This window comes from Streptomyces sp. XY006 (assembly GCF_002237655.1).
In the GTDB taxonomy this organism is placed as follows: domain Bacteria; phylum Actinomycetota; class Actinomycetes; order Streptomycetales; family Streptomycetaceae; genus Streptomyces; species Streptomyces levis.
In genome coordinates this window covers 1-15234 of the sequence record NZ_NOKT01000030.1, presented here as the reverse complement: position 1 = coordinate 15234, position 15234 = coordinate 1, and the positions used below count along the sequence as shown (strand labels likewise).

The 15234-nt window shown below is 74.4% G+C and carries 15 protein-coding genes and 2 pseudogenes; 9 read left to right on the top strand and 8 right to left on the bottom strand.

All coding sequences use genetic code 11. From position 1 onward, the window contains the following. Positions 1-9: 9 nt before the first annotated feature. Both CHR28_RS29365 and CHR28_RS29360 read left to right on the top strand, forming a co-directional pair. Positions 10-672 carry a DUF4230 domain-containing protein gene (locus CHR28_RS29365; RefSeq protein ID WP_094056732.1) on the top strand — a complete coding sequence of 221 codons (663 nt, stop codon included), beginning with the start codon at positions 10-12 and terminating at the stop codon, positions 670-672. 145 nt (positions 673-817) lie between these two features. Further along, positions 818-1357: a VanZ family protein gene (locus tag CHR28_RS29360; RefSeq protein ID WP_094056731.1), complete on the top strand. Its 540-nt coding sequence runs from the start codon at positions 818-820 to the stop codon at positions 1355-1357. A 118-nt stretch (positions 1358-1475) separates the two neighbouring features. On the opposite strand, the gene CHR28_RS38580 is transcribed toward CHR28_RS29360, so the two are convergent. From CHR28_RS38580 to CHR28_RS29345, 4 genes are read right to left on the bottom strand one after another with little or no spacing between them, the layout of a single operon-like run. After that, positions 1476-1607: a hypothetical protein gene (locus CHR28_RS38580; RefSeq protein ID WP_256984478.1), complete on the bottom strand. Its 132-nt coding sequence runs from the start codon at positions 1605-1607 to the stop codon at positions 1476-1478. Positions 1608-1639: 32 nt separating this feature from the next. Beyond that, a complete protein-coding gene (locus CHR28_RS29355) occupies positions 1640-1876 on the bottom strand; it encodes a hypothetical protein (protein ID WP_094056730.1) in 237 nt (78 codons plus the stop codon). A gap of 43 nt (positions 1877-1919) precedes the next feature. Beyond that, positions 1920-2936, bottom strand: a complete 1017-nt coding sequence (locus tag CHR28_RS29350) for a DNA topoisomerase IB (RefSeq protein ID WP_094056729.1) — start codon at positions 2934-2936, stop codon at positions 1920-1922. Between the two features lie 10 nt (positions 2937-2946). Beyond that, entirely contained in the window at positions 2947-3756 is an 810-nt protein-coding gene (locus CHR28_RS29345) for an SDR family oxidoreductase (protein WP_094056728.1), read from the bottom strand. 127 nt (positions 3757-3883) lie between these two features. On the opposite strand from CHR28_RS29345, the gene CHR28_RS29340 reads away from it, so the two are divergent. From CHR28_RS29340 to CHR28_RS29325, 4 genes are all read left to right on the top strand, one after another. After that, positions 3884-4912 (top strand): PHP domain-containing protein, encoded by a 1029-nt coding sequence (locus CHR28_RS29340; RefSeq protein WP_094056808.1) that lies wholly within the window; start codon positions 3884-3886, stop codon positions 4910-4912. 39 nt (positions 4913-4951) lie between these two features. Continuing rightward, on the top strand, positions 4952-5608 hold the full coding sequence (locus tag CHR28_RS29335) for an HAD family hydrolase (RefSeq protein WP_094056727.1): 657 nt from the start codon (positions 4952-4954) through the stop codon (positions 5606-5608). Between the two features lie 210 nt (positions 5609-5818). Next, the gene (locus CHR28_RS29330; RefSeq protein ID WP_094056807.1) at positions 5819-7000 is read left to right on the top strand and encodes an FUSC family protein; all 1182 of its coding nucleotides are present in this window, start codon (positions 5819-5821) and stop codon (positions 6998-7000) included. 299 nt (positions 7001-7299) lie between these two features. Then, positions 7300-8328 (top strand): SDR family oxidoreductase, encoded by a 1029-nt coding sequence (locus CHR28_RS29325; RefSeq protein WP_094056726.1) that lies wholly within the window; start codon positions 7300-7302, stop codon positions 8326-8328. Between the two features lie 180 nt (positions 8329-8508). Here the strand turns inward: CHR28_RS29325 and CHR28_RS29320 are convergent, their stop codons facing one another. From CHR28_RS29320 to CHR28_RS29305, 4 genes and pseudogenes are all read right to left on the bottom strand, one after another. Continuing rightward, on the bottom strand, positions 8509-8790 hold the full coding sequence (locus tag CHR28_RS29320) for a hypothetical protein (protein WP_094056725.1): 282 nt from the start codon (positions 8788-8790) through the stop codon (positions 8509-8511). A 60-nt stretch (positions 8791-8850) separates the two neighbouring features. Further along, positions 8851-10140, bottom strand: coding sequence for an ROK family transcriptional regulator (locus CHR28_RS29315; protein ID WP_094056724.1), 1290 nt, complete (start codon positions 10138-10140; stop codon positions 8851-8853). Positions 10141-10234: 94 nt separating this feature from the next. Beyond that, positions 10235-11203: a phosphotransferase family protein gene (locus tag CHR28_RS29310; RefSeq protein ID WP_094056723.1), complete on the bottom strand. Its 969-nt coding sequence runs from the start codon at positions 11201-11203 to the stop codon at positions 10235-10237. Positions 11204-11233: 30 nt separating this feature from the next. Next, positions 11234-12517 (bottom strand): annotated as a pseudogene (locus tag CHR28_RS29305) (reductase); the annotation flags it as partial. 140 nt (positions 12518-12657) lie between these two features. On the opposite strand from CHR28_RS29305, the gene CHR28_RS29300 reads away from it, so the two are divergent. From CHR28_RS29300 to CHR28_RS29290, 3 genes and pseudogenes are all read left to right on the top strand, one after another. After that, positions 12658-13152: an FBP domain-containing protein gene (locus tag CHR28_RS29300; RefSeq protein ID WP_094056722.1), complete on the top strand. Its 495-nt coding sequence runs from the start codon at positions 12658-12660 to the stop codon at positions 13150-13152. Positions 13153-13260: 108 nt separating this feature from the next. After that, positions 13261-14514 (top strand): aromatic acid exporter family protein, encoded by a 1254-nt coding sequence (locus CHR28_RS29295; RefSeq protein ID WP_094056721.1) that lies wholly within the window; start codon positions 13261-13263, stop codon positions 14512-14514. Between the two features lie 44 nt (positions 14515-14558). After that, positions 14559-15234 (top strand): annotated as a pseudogene (locus CHR28_RS29290) (hypothetical protein); the annotation flags it as partial.

Below are 15234 nucleotides of genomic sequence, written 5' to 3'. Positions count from 1 at the left end.
GGCCGTCGCATGACGACTCCCGTCAAGCGCCTCCCCAGGCGCATGCCCGGCTGGGCCAAGGTGGTGGCCGCGCTCGTGCTGGTGCTCGTCGTGTTCTTCGCCGGGCTCCGGCTGAGCGTGATCCCGGGCCTGAAGGACCTGTTCGGCACCGAGACCCACGACCGGTCCGGCCCCGCGCTGCTGCAGTCCATCCAGGACATCAGCCGCTACGACGCCGCCTCCGGCAACTTCCAGGTCGTCGTGGACCTGGAGAAGGACGCCAAGTTCCTGCCCGACGCGATCCGCGGCACCCGGACCCTGTACGTCGGGGCGGGCACCGTGGACGCCTACGTCGACCTGGGCAAGGTCGGCGAGGACGACGTGCGGGTCGATGAGGACCGCACGTCGGCCACGCTCCGGCTGCCCCACGCCCGGCTGGGCAAGCCGGCCCTCGACCCCGACCGGTCCTACGCCGTGTCCAAGCAGCGCGGTCTCTTCGACCGGCTCGGCGACCTCTTCTCGGACAATCCCAACGGCGAGCAGGCCGTGCAGCAGCTGGCGGTGCGGCACATCGGCGACGCGGCGAAGGAGAGCGAGCTGACCGCGCGGGCCGAGGCGAACACCACCGGCATGCTGGAGGGGCTGCTGCGCTCCCTGGGCTTCAAGGACGTGCGCGTCTCGTACGGGAGCTGACCGCCTGCCCCGCCTTCCTCCGGAGCGGCAGGTGGAGTGCTCCGGGGGAAGGCGGGAATCCGACGGTGGGGCCGGGCGGCGGCATCTCTGACGTTTCTCCGGGTAACCGCCGTACATCGCAGGGAAGTTGACGTCTGGAGGACTCATGGCCGGTGCAGTCTCACGCCCCCGTACCGGGGGGTCCGGGAGCGAGCGACGTCCGCTGCCGTGGCCCATCCGGCTGCTGGCGACGCTGTGCGCCTTCGCGTTCATGGTCGCCTTCGCCGTGGTGCTGGCGCGGCTGACACTGCAGCCCTCGCCCGCGTCGGAGGCGCTGACACACACCAATCTGCGGCCGGGCGACTCGCTGCGGGCCTACCTCGATCAGCCGGAACTGCGCGACGCCGTCAAGCAGATCGGCGGCAACATCCTGCTGGGCGTCCCCTTCGGCGTCCTCGTCCCCGTCGTCGCGCCCCGCACGCGCGGCATCCTGCGCGTCCTGCTGCTGACCGCGGTGGTGATGCTGCTGGTGGAGTTCGCCCAGGGCGCCCTGGTGACGGGCCGCGCCTTCGACATCGACGACGTCATCCTCAACACGACGGGCGCCCTGATCGGCTACCTGCTCCTCGGCCGCCGCCTCAGCCGCGCGGTCCACGCCCGCAAACCCCGCCGCCCCCGCCCCGCCGGCACAGCGACGAAGAGCTGACGCCCGCCGATCCCACGGGGCCGTCCCCCGCCTCACGCCGGACCGTCGATACGGACGAGCCCTTCGAGCGCGTCCAGACGGGCCGGCACCTCCACGTCCCCGTCCGCCGTGGTGGTGGTCAGGCGGCGAGGTGGTACGCGCCGAGGAAGTCGCTGTCGCGGGCTGTGAAGGCCAGGCCCAGGCGGGCGCCGACGAGGGACGCGAGTGCGCCGGGGGCGTGGGCGCCGGTGCCGTGAATGTGGTCGGGCATGATCGGCAGATCGTATGCCCCGGCCGTGCGGGCTAGTGCACGGTCCAGGTGAACTTGTCGCCGCCCACCCAGCGGACCACGTCCGGGTCGTCCAGGTCGTGGACCGTGATGCCGAACGCGGCCGCGGCCGCGAGGACGTCCGTGACGGCTTTGGCCTCCCCGATCACCTGGCCGTCGATCTCCACGATCCGGAACGGCGGTGTGCCCGGCTGCACCCCGAGCACCATGATCCGCGGGTGGGATATGTACGGGCTCGCGCTTTCGGTCATGCATCGAGCGTAGAGCGGAACCGGCCGGAGCGCGGGTCGTGCGTCAGCGGTCGAGCAGCTCCAGGACGGCCGCCTCGACGGCCCCCTGCGTGGCCGGGCGCCCGAAGTCGCCGTGCTCCCCCAGCCGCGTGAGCGCCGGCGCGATGGTCCGCCCCTGCTCGAACAGCTCGAAGACCCGCGGGTCGATGTAGGAGGCCCGGCACACGGCCGGGGTGTTGCCGAGGTAGTGGCTCACCTCGCGCACGGCCCGCGTGGCCTGGCGGCGCCGGGCCGCGGCCGTCTCACGGGCGGCCTCGGGGATGACGGCGAGCGCGACGGCCGCGAGGACGGTGGCGTGCCAGGTGCGGAAGTCCTTGGCCGTGATGTCGACCCCGGACAGCCGGCGCAGCGCCTCGTTCAGGTCGGCGCTGTGCAGGTCGTGCCAGGCCCGCCCCTCCCAGTACGCCAGCAGCCGCTCACCGGGCCGCCGGCGCCGCAGCAGGGCCCGGACGACGGTGTGCGCCTGATCGTCCACCAGGGCCCGGACCAGGTCGATGCCGCCCTTGGCCGGGTAGGTGAACCCGATCTCGCCCCGGCCGCAGCTGACGTGCTCGCGCAGCATCGTCGTCAGGCCGTAGGTGCCGTTGTCACGGGTGTGCCGGTCGCTGCCGATGCGGAAGAAGCCGAGGTCCAGCAGGCGTACCGCGCAGGCGGTGACGCGCTCCCGGCTCAAGCCGCGTCCGGCGAGGTCGGAGCCGACCCGGGCGCGCAGTTCCGGCAGCGTGCGCGCGACCTCGCGGACGTGCTCGTGCTTGGCCTGCTCCCGCTTGGCGCGGAACTCCTCGTGGTACAGGTACTGCCGGCGTCCGGCGTCGTCGGTGCCGACGGCCTGGAGGTGGCCGTTGGCGCGGCGGCAGATCCACACGTCCCGCCACGCGGGCGGGATGACCAGGGCCTTGATCCGGGCGAGGTGCTCACGGTCGGTCAGCGCCCGGCCGCCGGAGTCGAGGTAGCGGAAGCCGCGCCCGTGGCGGACGCGGCGGAAGCCGGGCTCCTCGCAGGAGCTGGTGCGCAGTCTCACCGTGGCCCGCTCACGGCCGTCGCCAGTCGTCGCTCGTCAGATGGGAACCGGCTTGCGGCCCCATCCGGAGCATCCCGCCGTCGACGCTCCAGGAGGCGCCGGTGACGTACGAGGCGTCCGGGCCCGCGAGGAAGGCGATGACGGCGGCGACCTCGCGCGCGTCGCCGGGCCGGCCGAGCGGCACCCCGGGGCGGCTCTCGGTGTGCGGGTCGGTGTCCTCCTGCCCGGTCATGGGGGTGGCGATCTCACCGGGCGCGACGGCGTTGACGGTGATGCCGTGCTCGGCGAGCTCCAGGGCCATGACCTGGGTGAGCAGCCCCAGACCGCCCTTGGCGGCGCAGTAGGGGGCGGCGCCCACGCGCGGCTGGTGCTCGTGGACGGACGTGACGTTGACGATCCGTCCGCCGTCGCCCTGCCGGATCATGTGCCGCGCCGCCTTCTGGCCGCACAGGAACGGCCCGACGAGGTCGACGTCGAGGACCTCGCGCACCTGGGACAGCTCCAGGTCGAGGAAGGGCGTCATGGTGCCGGTGCCGGCGTTGTTGACCAGCACGTCGATGCGGCCCAGGCGCTCGCACAGCTCGTCGACCGTGTCGGCGGCGCCGGGCAGCCGGGTGAGGTCCATCCGGGCGACCTCGGCGCGCCGTCCGTGCGCGCGGACCTCCTCGGCGGTCTTCTCCGCGCCCTTCTCGTCGCTGTGCCAGGTGATGCCGACGTCCAGGCCGGCGCGGGCCAGGCGTACGGCGGTGGCCCGGCCGATGCCGGAGTCGGCGCCGGTGACCAGGGCGACCCGGTCACGGGGCTCGCTGGGGGCGGACATCACAGGCTGCCTCCTCGTCGAAGCGGGCGGGACGAGGCATCGCAGTACCCGGGTGGGTACCGGGCAAACCGGCCGTTCGGCCGTGCGGGGTGCCGGGTGCTGGGGAACTCTTGAGGTGGAGGTGGCGATGGACCCCGTCGAGGCACTGGACCGGATCGCCTTTCTGCTGGAGCGGTCCCTGGCGCCGACGTACCGTGTGCGCGCGTTCCGTACGGCGTCGCGGGTGCTGAAGGAGCTGGGCGCGGACGAGGTCCGGCGCCGGGCGGCGGACGGTTCGCTGGAGCGGCTCAAGGGGGTCGGTCCGAAGACCGCGCAGGTGGCCCGGGAGGCCCTGGCGGGGCAGGTGCCGGGTTATCTGGAGAAGCTGGAGGCCGAGGCGCAGGAGCCGCCGGCCGTGCGGGGCGGGCAGGAGCTGCGGGCGCTGCTGCGCGGGGACTGCCATCTGCACTCCGACTGGTCCGACGGCGGCAGCCCGATCGAGGAGATGGGCCGGGCCGCGGCGGCGCTGGGGCACGAGTGGGCGGTGCTGACCGACCACTCGCCGCGGCTGACGGTGGCGCGCGGGCTGTCGCCCGAACGGCTGCGCGAGCAGCTGGAGGTGGTGGCGGAGCTGAACGCGTCGTGGGCGCCGTTCCGGCTGCTCACCGGCATCGAGTGCGACATCCTGGAGGACGGCTCGCTCGACCAGGAGCCCGAGCTGCTGGAGCGGCTCGACGTCGTGGTGGTGTCGGTGCACTCCAAGCTCCGCATGGACGCCCGGTCGATGACCCGGCGGATGGTGGCCGCCGTGCGCAATCCGCACGCGGACGTGCTCGGGCACTGCACGGGCCGGCTGCTGACCGGGCGGGGGCGGCCGGAGTCGGAGTTCGACGCGGACGAGGTGTTCGCGGCGCTCGCGGAGACGGGCACCGCCCTGGAGATCAACAGCAGGCCGGAGCGGCTCGACCCGCCGCGGCGGCTGCTGCGCCGGGCCGTGGAGGCCGGTGTGCTGTTCTCGATCGACACCGACGCGCACGCGCCGGGGCAGCTGGACTGGCAGATCAACGGCTGCGCGCGGGCGGAGGAGTGCGGGGTGCCGCCCGAGCGGGTGGTGACGACGTGGTCCCTCGACGCGCTGCTGGCCTGGACCCGTGAGCGGCGGATGCCGTCCGGCTGACGTGGTACTCGCGCGGCCGGAGAGGAAGGAACCTGACCTATGGAACGCGCGGCCGTGTTCGACGTCGACGGCACCCTGGTCGACACCAACCATCTGCATGTCGTCGCCTGGTGGGAGGCCTTCCGGCAGGCGGGCCACGACGTGCCGATGCACGCCGTCCACCGGGCCGTGGGCCTGCCGTCCGGCGACCTGGTCGCCCATCTGCTGGGCGACGGCCGCGACCCGGACCAGGACGACGACATCAGCGCCGGGCACAAGGCGCTGTACGGGCAGTACTTCGACCGGCTGCCCGCGCTGCCGCAGGCCGGTGAACTGCTGCGGCGGCTGCACCGGGACGGCTGGGCGGTGGTGCTGGCCACCTCGGCGGGCGGGGCGGAGCTGAGCGCGCTGCGCCGGGCGATCGACGCGGACGACGCGATCACCGCCACGGCGAGCGCCGACGACGTCGACGCGGGCAAGCCCGCACCCGAGCCGGTCGAACACGCCCTGGCGCTGGCCGGGGTGCCGGCGGAGCGGGCGGTGTTCGTCGGCGACACGGTGTGGGACATGCGCGCGGGCAGCAGGGCCGGGGTGCGCTGTGTGGGCGTGCTGTGCGGCGGCATCCCGCGCGCGGATCTGGAGGAGTCCGGTGCGGACGTGGTCTACGCCGATCCCGCCCACCTGCTGTCCGCCCTGCCCGGCAGTCCGCTGGCCTGACCCGGAAGCCGGCCCGACCCGGAAGCCGGCCTGGCCCGGAAGTGAAACGCCCGGTCACCCGGATACCCGCTGCGCATGACGCGTGTGACGAGTGGGGTACGGCGGAGGGCGGGCGTCTTCCGCCGGCGGAGCAAGGAGGACACGACGGCGACCGGCACCGGCCCGGCGTCGAGTCCGCGGCTGAGGGCGGCGGCGACCGCCCCGCGGCGGATGCGGAATCTGGAGCACGGCATCCGCGCCGTGCAGCCCGTGGACGCCGTACGGCGGGAGTCACGGGCCGCCTGGGACGCGATGCGAGCGGCCTGGCGGGGTCCCGGCCGGGAGCGGGACCTGGTCGTCCAGTCGCTGAAGGCCGCCGCCGCGGCGGTGATCGCCTGGCTGGTGGGCGGGGTCTGGATGGGAGACCCGCTGGCGCTGATGGCCCCCTGGGTGGCGCTGGTGCTGGTGCAGGCCACCGTCTACAGCTCACTGGTCCAGGGCGCGCGGCAGTTCGGCGCGATCTGCGTCGGCGCCCTGCTCGCCTCGGGCGCGCAGGCCCTCACCGGGGACACCACCTGGGCGCTCGCCCTGTCGGTCCCGGTCCTGATGCTGCTCGCGAACTGGCCCCGCTTCGGCGACCAGGGCATCTACGCGGCGACCACCGCCCTGTTCACGCTCGCCGCGGGCACCGTGAGCCTGTCCGGCGTCGGGCACCGGATCGGGCAGGCCGCGCTCGGCGCCGTCATCGGCGTGGCCGTGAACGCGCTGATCCTGCCGCCGATCCATCTGCGGGACGTCCGCGAGAACCTGGCGGCGCTCGCCCGGGAGGTCGCGGACGTGCTGCACACCGTCGCCGCCGACCTGCGCGAGGGCGAGTGGGACGCGCAGACCGCCGCCGGCTGGCTCGGCGCCTCGGCCGGTCTGGAGCACCGGCTGGAAGCCCTGCACTCGGCGCGCCGGTGGAGCCAGGAGAGCCTGCGCCTGACCTACGCACCGCTGCGCGCCCTGCACCGGGTCCCGCACGGGGCCGCCCTGCCGCCGGTGGAGGAGGACGAGCGGTTCGCCCGGATCACCGGGCACGTCACCGCGCTGACCCGGGCCCTGGCGGTGTCCGTCGACGACAACCGGTCGCCGGCCCCTCCCGAGGGCCGGGCCCTGCGGTCGTACGCGCGGATGCTGGAGCTCATCGGGGACGCCTGCCGGGCGCAGGCGGAGAGTCTGCGCGAGGGCAGTCTGCGCGGCCGGCCGGACGACGAGACCGAGAAGGCGCTGCGGGAACTCCACGAGGAACTGCAGGACCGGCTGCGGGCGCACGCCCGGGAGGGTGCCGCGCACACGGCGGTGCTCGGCACGCTGCTGCTGCAGGCGGAGAACCTCTGGGCGGAGACCATGCCCGACGGCGAGGGGCAGTGACGCACCTCACGTCGTGGGGCGGGCGCGTCAGGAACACCCAGAGGTGTTCCCCGTTGAACGACACGTGGGTGCGGATGGGACAGTGTCCCCGGGCCTCACCATTCGCCCACAGGGACGATCGTTCGGCTGAAGCCCTGTGGAGCCCCTCGCCGACAGGCGACCGCCATCCGTGCCCACCTCAGAGCCGCCCCGGCCGTGATTCCCCCGTCCGGCCGGGGCTTCCTTCTGCCCACGTGCAATCCGGCCCACCCGGGTACTCGGTGGTCTCTCGCGGAACACTCGGCCGAGAGGAGCCACAGGTGAGCAGCGCAACGGGCACGAGGGTCGTCGTCACGGGTGCCACGGGCAACGTGGGCACGAGCGTGGTGCGACTCCTCTCCGAGGATCCCGAGGTCGGCTCCGTACTGGGCCTGGCCCGGCGCCTTCCCGACTGGTCTCCCCCGAAGACGGACTGGGACGCGGTCGACCTGGCCGCCGAGCGGTCCGACCTCGTGGAACGGTTCCGGGGGGCCGACGCCGTCGTCCATCTGGCCTGGGCGTTCCAGCCGACGCACGACCCGGCGACGACCTGGCGCACCAACGTGCTCGGCAGCATGCGGGTGTTCGAGGCGGTGGCCGAGGCGGGGGTGCCGGCGCTGGTGCACGCCTCGTCGGTGGGCGCGTACTCCCCCGGCCCCAAGGACGAGGCGGTGGACGAGTCGTGGCCGACGCACGGCTGGCCGGACGCGGCGTACTGCCGGGAGAAGGCCTATCTGGAACGGGCGCTGGACACGTTCGAGCGTGACCATCCCGGCACGCGGGTGGTGCGGATGCGCCCCGCGTTCCTGTTCAAGTGGGAGTCCGCGAGCGAGCAGCGCCGGATCTTCGGCGGCAAGTTCCTGCCGGGTCCGCTGGCCCGCCCGGAGCTGCTGCCCTTCCTGCCCGACGTCCCCGGGCTGCGGGTGCAGGCCCTGCACACGGACGACGCGGCCCGGGCCTACCGGCTGGCCGTGCACCAGGACGTCCGGGGCGCCTTCAACCTGGCCGCGGAGCCGGCGGTCGACGCGCGGATGCTGGGCGAGATGCTCGGGGCGCGCCCGGTGCGGCTGCCGCGCACGGCGGCCCGGTCGGCCATCGCGGCCGCCTGGGGCCTGCACCTGCTGCCCGCCTCGCCCCATCTGTTCGACGCGGTGCTGCGGCTGCCGTTGATGGACTCCTCCCGGGCCCGCACCGAGCTGGGCTGGGAGCCGGAGCGCACGGCGACGGAGGTGCTCCGGGAGTTCTTCGAGGGTCTCCAGCAGGGCGGCGGGGCCCGGACGGAGCCGATGCGGGGACGCAAGGTGGGCTGAGACCGACCCGCGACCGCTGCCTGGGGGCACGCCGGCCCCGGCAGCGGTTCCGGCGCGAATACTCCGGCACGGATACAAGGCCCTGACAGCGGCCCCGGCACAGTTACAGGGACGCATGCGAGGGCCGCGGCCGACCCCCACAGCCGGCCGCGGCCCTCGGTGTGTGCCCTCCTCGGCCTCTCAGCCGGAGGGCTCGTCCGGCACCGGGTGCTCGGTCTGTCCCGTTCCCGAGCTCGGTGCCCCTTGCCGACCCGTCCCCGCCTCATCGGTGTCGGGGACGTCATCGGCCGGCTCGTCGGACCCGTCGGCCTCGTCGGCCCGGTCCTCGTCGTCCTTGCCGGTACCCGAGAAGCGCGGTGCGACCTCCCACGGGTCCTCGCCGGCGTCGGCCTGCTGGTCCGGCATGTCCCGCGGGACGGGATCACCGTTCTCGCCGGGTGCGTCGAGGCGGTGGTCGGTCACGGCGTGCTCCCTTCGGTCGTCGGGCGCCTCGCGAGTACCTCCGCGGTGATCCGCGAAACCTCAGCGCGGCGCCCGTTCCTGCAGGGCCGTGCGCCACGCCGGCAGCGGGGACTCCGGCGCGGGGTCGGGACGCCGGCCGCCACGCGCGAAGAAGTCGGCGAGCGGCAGGATCGCGGCGCCGACCGTGACCGCGTCGGGCCCGAGCCGGCCGAGGCCGACGGTCACCTTCCCGGCCGGGTGGCGCAGCGCGTACGACAGGGCGTGGCGGCGTACGGCGGGCAGGAAGCGGGAGCCGAGCGCGAGGCCCGCCCAGCCGCCGATGAGGATGCGTTCGGGCTGGAAGAGGTTGATCAGGTCGGACAGGCCCGCGCCCAGGTATTCGGCGGTCTCCTCAAGGAGGGCCAGCGCGACCGGGTCGGGCTCGCCGTCGCCGGGCGGGTAGGCCGCGGCGAGCATGGCAGTGAGGGCGGTCTCCTCGTCGGTGCCGTCCGGGACCGAGCCGCCTTCCTCCCGCCAGCGGGCGAGCAGCGACTCGGCGCCCGCGTAGGCCTCCAGGCAGCCGAGCGCCCCGCACCGGCAGCGGCGGCCCCGCACCCGCACGGTCAGATGCCCCCATTCGACGGCCCGGCCCTGGTCGGCGTCGGGCGTGACGAGGCTGGCGCCGACGCCGGAGCCGAAGAGGACCACGACCGCGTTGCGGGCGCCGCGGCCGGCGCCGAACCACATCTCGGCCTGGCCCAGGGTCTTGGCGCCGTTGTCGATGACGTACGGCACGGTGTCCGGCAGCGGGGAGCCGGTGCGCAGCAGGGCCTCCAGCGGGACGGCGTCCCAGCCGATGGTCTGCCCGTGCACCACCGCGCCGCGGTCGGGGGTGCGCTCGACGATGCCGGGGACGCCGATGCCGACGCCCAGGAGCCGCTCGGGCGCGAGTCCGGCCGCGTCGAGCACCTCGGCGATGCCGTGCCGGATGTGGTCGACGATGACCTCGACCTCGTACCGCTGCGGGGTCAGCGGGCGTTCGGCCCGGGCCAGCTCGGTGAGGGTGAGGTCGAACAGTTCGACCCGGACGCGCGTCTCGCCGACGTCGACGCCGATCATGTGGCCGCTGCCGGGGGCGACGCGCAGCAGGGTGCGGGGGCGGCCGCCGTCGGAGTCGACGCTGCCGGCCTCCTCGACCAGCCCGTCGGCGACCAGGTCGGCGACGACGTTGCTGACCGAACCCGAGCTCAGGCCGGTCGCCGGGCCGAGTTCGAAGCGGCTGAGCGGGCCGTCGAAGTAGAGCCGTTGCAGCACGGCTGTGCGATTGGCCCGCCTGAGGTCGCGTACCGTGCGCCCGTTCCGCCCCGCCATGTGGCTCCTTCCGGAATCCCCTGTCCGACCTGCAACATACCGTCGGGGCCGGGCCCGGCGCGACATTCCTCCAACCCTTATTTCACGATGTGAGCTAACCGACGGCGGTTTCCGCGATCTCGTCCAGGGCCGCGACGAGTTCCGGCGCGACCGCCTCCCGCACCCACCGCCGCTGCTCCTCGCCGGCCGCGCGCGGAACCGTCTCGGTCAGCATGATCAGGTACAGGTAGGCCCGGTAGAGGGCGAGGCGCAGGCGCGCCGGAACATCGAACACGGCCCGGCCGCCGGCCTCACGGTAGCCCGCGAGGAACGCCTCGTCCCGCCTGATGTCGCCCAGCAGCGCCAGGGAGACGAAATCGGCCAGCGGATCACCCCAGAACATCCGCTCGCCGTCGATCAGGCCGCCGATGCGGGCCCGCCCTTCCGAGCGGTCCACGAGGATGTTGCCGCGCCACAGGTCGAAGTGGACCAGGCACGGGACGGTGACCTCGTCGAGGGCGCCGTACGCGGAGGCGGCGGTGCGGGCGACCGTGCCGACGGGCCGGGGCAGTTCGGCCCCGTAGCGCCGGGCGTCGTCGAGTACCGCGTCGAACATGGTGGTGAACGCGGTCCGCCAGTCGGGCGCGAGCGGGCCGAGCGCGCCGGAGGGGTAGCCGAAGCCGGGGCCCGTCTCGCGGTGCAGCCGGGCGACCTGGCGGCCGAGCTCCGTCCGCAGGGCGGTGTGCTCCGCGTCGCCGAGCGTGTCGTCCCACGGGGCGCCCGGGCAGGCCGTCATCAGCAGACAGCCGTCGCCCCGGGACACCAGCCGGGGCGCGGTGACCCCGGCGCGGGCGGCCGACCGGTAGAACTCGGCCTCCGACACCAGCAGTTCGCGCTCGTGCCGCAGCCCGGGGACGGCGGCGGAGGGCGGGACCTTCAGCACGTAGCGGCTGCCGTCGGTCAGGCGCAGCTCCTCGACGGTGTTGTACGTGCCGCCGGTCATCGGGGCGAGGTGGGCGAGGCGGCCGGGGTCGAGGCCCGCCTCCCGCAGGACGTGCCGGGCCCGTTCCCAGGAGTCCACCACCGTGTCCCCACCCCTCCCCCGCGTCCGCGGTCAGCCGGCGGCGTACACGTCCTCCGTGTAACGCCCGTCCGCGATCAGCCCGTCGAGCCACCGCTCGGCGGTCGTCTCGTCGGCGTCCGGTGTGTGCTTGCGGAACAGCGTACGGAACGCCTCCCGCACCCCGGGCGCCATGCGGGAACCGTCCCCGCAGACATGGACGCGCGCTCCGGCGCCGAGCAGGGCCCAGACCTCCTCGGCCTCGGCGGCGATGCGGTGCTGCACGAACCGCACCTCGCCCTCGGGGGTCTCGCTGAAGGCGGGGCGCAGGAGCACGGCCCCGGCGGCCTCGGCGGCGCGCAGTTCCTCCGCGTGCAGGAAGTCCGCGTCCGGGGCGTCACAGCCGAAATAGCAGACGGCGGGGGCGAGTTCGGCGCCCGCCGCGAGGGCCGCCGCACGGTCGGCGACGGCACCGCGGAACGGGGCGAGGCCCGTGCCGGCGGCGACCATGACGACCGGTGTGCTCGCGGTGGCGTCGATGCGGAAGGCCTCCGGGCAGGGCTGCACGCGCGCGTACACCGTGTCGCCGGGCTGCAGCGTCATGAGGTGGCCGGAGCCGGTGCCCCGGTACACGCCCCGGCCGGAGCGGGCCGGGGCCTGCAGCAGGGAGACCATCAGATCGACGTGGCCGGGATCGACGGCCGGTGACGAGGAGATGGAGTAGTGGCGCGGGCGCAGCGGGGTCAGGAGGTCCAGCAGTGCCGGCCAGTCGAGCGCGCCGCGCAGGGCCGGGTGGTCCTCCAGGATCTCCACCAGGGTGCGGGGGTCGTCGGTGAGGGTGGCCAGGGCCGCGCGCTCCGGCGGGCACGGGTCGGCGGCGGCGAGCGCGGCCAGCTGCCCGGCGGTCGGACGCTCCTGCAACTCGACGTGGTGGGTGAGCAGTTCGCGCACTGTGAGGGGGCGGTCCACGGCGATGGCGTCGCCGCGCGGGCGGGTGGGGCGGATGTCCAGGACGGTGTCGGGGTCGGCGCCGAGCGCGGCGGCCGCGCGGGTGACGAGGTCCGGGGCGTTGGCGGGGAGGACGGTGAGGTGGTCGGCGGTGCGGTAGGTGACGCCGTCGGGCAGGGCGACGCGGAGGAACCGCTTGCGTCGGGGGTGGCCCGGCGCGGTGAGGTCGTGGGCCTCGGTGACCCGCATCGGGACCAGGCCGTGCCGTGCGGCGAGGGCGTCCAGCGGGCCGCCGGCCAGGGTGCGGACCTCGTAGGCGGCGGTGGGTTCCCCGTCCTGCGGGGCGGTGGCGTCCGGGTCGCCGTACCGCTCCAGGAGGGTGGTGCGCAGGGGCCCCTCACGCCACGGCGCCGTCCGGGCTCACGGAGCCCCTCTCGCGGAAATCCAGTGGCTCTCCCCCGTCGGTGACGCCTAGCCTGTCCCGGAAACCTAGGACCCCTAGGTTCGGTACGACGGCCAGGAGCCCTCCCATGAGACCACTCACCGAGCGGGACATCCGCACCTCCTTCGTCAACTGCTCCAAGGGAGAGGCCAAGCGGCTGACGGTGCCCCGGGACCTCGCCGAGCGCCCCTGGGACGACCTCGACTTCCTCGGGTGGCGCGACCCGGGAGCGCCCGACCGCAGCTATCTGGTGACCGAGCGGGACGGCGCCCTCGTGGGGGTGACGATGCGGTTCCAGGCCGCCCAGCGCGGGTTCCTGCACCGCAGCATGTGCTCGCTGTGCCTGACCACCCACCCGCGCGGCGGTGTCTCGCTGATGACCGCGCCCAAGGCGGGTGCGGCCGGCCGCGAGGGCAACTCGGTCGGCGTGTACATGTGCACCGACCTCGCCTGCTCCCTGTACCTGCGCGGGAAGAAGGAGCCGGAGTCCGGGGCCCGGTTCGAGGAGAGCCTCAGCCTGGAGGAGCAGATCGCGCGGACCAGGGGCAACCTGGCCGCCTTCCTCGACAAGCTGCACACGTGATCTCCGTGTGATCTTTCCTGCGATCTCCCTCGGTCGCCCGTGGTACCCGACGGCACTAACGTCCTTCATGGACGCGTTCGATGCCGCAGGAAGGGGAACAGCCCGAGGATGCGAGAGGTACGTGAGTGGACGGTGCAGGCCGGCAGGATCCTGCGCAAGCGCCGTGATCCCGTGGTCGTCCAGACGCTGCGATCGGCGTTCGCGGCGACGATCGCATACGTCATCGCGCTCCGGCTGAGTCCCGAGAAGGCACCGCTCACCGCCCCCCTGACGGCCCTGCTGGTCGTGCAGGTGACGCTGTACGCCACCCTCACCAACGGCTTCCGGCGGGTGAACGCGGTGGTGACCGGGGTGCTCCTCGCCATCGCGTTCAGCCTGCTGGTGGGCCTGACCTGGTGGAGCCTGGCGCTGCTGCTCGTGGCCTCGCTGGCCGTGGGCCGGCTGGTCCGGGTGGAGGAGTACGTCCCCGAGGTCGCGATCAGCGCCATGCTGGTCCTCGGGGTCACCAGCGTCGGCGACACGGCCTGGGCCCGGGTGCTGGAGACGCTGATCGGCGCCGTCGTCGGGCTCGGCTGCAATCTGCTGCTCGCTCCCCCGGTGTGGGTGGAGGAGGCCGGCGAGTCGATCGAGGGCCTGGCCCGCCGGTTGCGCCAGCTGATGCTCCGCATGGGCGAGGAGGCCGCCGGCGCGCCGCCCGCGGACCGCGCCGCGGAGCGGCTGCACGAGGCCCGGCGCCTGGACCACGACATCGTCGAGGTGGACGCGGCCCTGCGGCAGGCCGAGGAGAGTCTGCGCCTCAATCCCCGCGTGCGGGAGGGCCTGCTGCACCGGGTGGTGCTGCGCACCGGCCTCGACACGCTGGAGATCTGCACGGTCGTGCTGCGCGTGCTCGCCCGCACCCTCACCGACCTCGCGAAGGAGCGCGAACCGGAGCCGCTGTTCGAGTCCGAGACCGGCGCGGTGCTGGAGCAGCTGCTCTCGCAGATCGCCGACGCCGTGGTCAGTTTCGCGGTGCTGGTCACGACCCACCTGAGCGCGAGCGCCGAGTCGGCGGAGGAACGTCTCGCCGCCGAGCTGCGCTCCGCCGCGGCCACCCGCGACAAGCTCGCCGTGCTGCTGCGCGAGGAGGCCGAGCGCGACAAGGGGAACTGGCAGCTGCCGGGCGCCGTCCTGACCGAGGTCAACCGGATCCTGGACGAGATGGACACCGAGCACCGCACCAAGCGCCTGTTCGAGGAGCTGGACCGGGTGTCGGCGGAGCAGCGCGCCCGGATGCCGCGGCTGACCCGGCTGCGGGAGCGCCTGGGCGTGCAGGAGCAGCTGTGGCGGAACCGCGCGGGATTCGGCGGGCGTTCTCGCTGAGGGAAGCCGGCACGGGGCCGGCGCCGAGGCGAGGGGGCGGGCCGATGGCCGACACGAGCGTGCGGATCGACGGGAACACACTGCGACTTCCGGGCGGTGTGACCGTGCGGTTCATCCGCACCCTGCGCCTGCCGGAGACGGGCACGCACCCGCTGCCGCCGGGCCTGGGCGAGTTCCCGGTCCGGCGGGTGGCGGACTACGCGGACCGGGTTCCCGAGGCGATGCGGGCGCGCGGCGGCGTGATGCTGCCGGTGTACCTGCGCGAGGCGATGTGGCTGAACTTCGCGGGCACGGCGGAACCGGCCGCGCTGCAGGTCGGCGTCGGCAAGGTCTGCGCGGTCTCGGGCCGGCCCTGGAGCGACGGGCTGTCCCGGGACCCGCAGAACTACGTGGTGCTGCCCCGCCAGCCCTGGCTGGACGGCATCAACTCCGGGACGGGCACGGTGCGGCAGTTCGTGGCCGTCCCGCTCGGCCTGGGCGCCACGGTGGAGGGCCAGGTCACGGGCGAGGAGGTGTGGGGCGGGGTGCAGCTGCGGGCCTTCCCGCTGAACGAGAAGGAGCTGGCGGCGTGGCGCGCGGCGGAGCGCCGCCGGGAGCAGGCCCGGTTCGCGGCCCCGCCGGCCTACGGCGCCCCGATGCCGGGCGGGCCGATGGCCGCGCCCGGCGGGTTCGGCGCGCCGGTGCCCGTGGCGGCACCGCCGCCCTCGACCGGCGGTTTCG

What these genes read in the sequence shown, in the direction of transcription:
- CHR28_RS29365 (WP_094056732.1), top strand. Translation starts at nt 10, where the DNA reads ATGACGACTCCCGTCAAGCGCCTCCCCAGGCGCATGCCCGGCTGGGCC.
- CHR28_RS29360 (WP_094056731.1), top strand. Translation starts at nt 818, where the DNA reads ATGGCCGGTGCAGTCTCACGCCCCCGTACCGGGGGGTCCGGGAGCGAG.
- CHR28_RS38580 (WP_256984478.1), bottom strand. Translation starts at nt 1,607, where the DNA reads ATGCCCGACCACATTCACGGCACCGGCGCCCACGCCCCCGGCGCACTC.
- CHR28_RS29355 (WP_094056730.1), bottom strand. Translation starts at nt 1,876, where the DNA reads ATGACCGAAAGCGCGAGCCCGTACATATCCCACCCGCGGATCATGGTG.
- CHR28_RS29345 (WP_094056728.1), bottom strand. Translation starts at nt 3,756, where the DNA reads ATGTCCGCCCCCAGCGAGCCCCGTGACCGGGTCGCCCTGGTCACCGGC.
- CHR28_RS29340 (WP_094056808.1), top strand. Translation starts at nt 3,884, where the DNA reads ATGGACCCCGTCGAGGCACTGGACCGGATCGCCTTTCTGCTGGAGCGG.
- CHR28_RS29335 (WP_094056727.1), top strand. Translation starts at nt 4,952, where the DNA reads ATGGAACGCGCGGCCGTGTTCGACGTCGACGGCACCCTGGTCGACACC.
- CHR28_RS29330 (WP_094056807.1), top strand. Translation starts at nt 5,819, where the DNA reads ATGCGGAATCTGGAGCACGGCATCCGCGCCGTGCAGCCCGTGGACGCC.
- CHR28_RS29315 (WP_094056724.1), bottom strand. Translation starts at nt 10,140, where the DNA reads ATGGCGGGGCGGAACGGGCGCACGGTACGCGACCTCAGGCGGGCCAAT.
- CHR28_RS29300 (WP_094056722.1), top strand. Translation starts at nt 12,658, where the DNA reads ATGAGACCACTCACCGAGCGGGACATCCGCACCTCCTTCGTCAACTGC.
- CHR28_RS29295 (WP_094056721.1), top strand. Translation starts at nt 13,261, where the DNA reads ATGCGAGAGGTACGTGAGTGGACGGTGCAGGCCGGCAGGATCCTGCGC.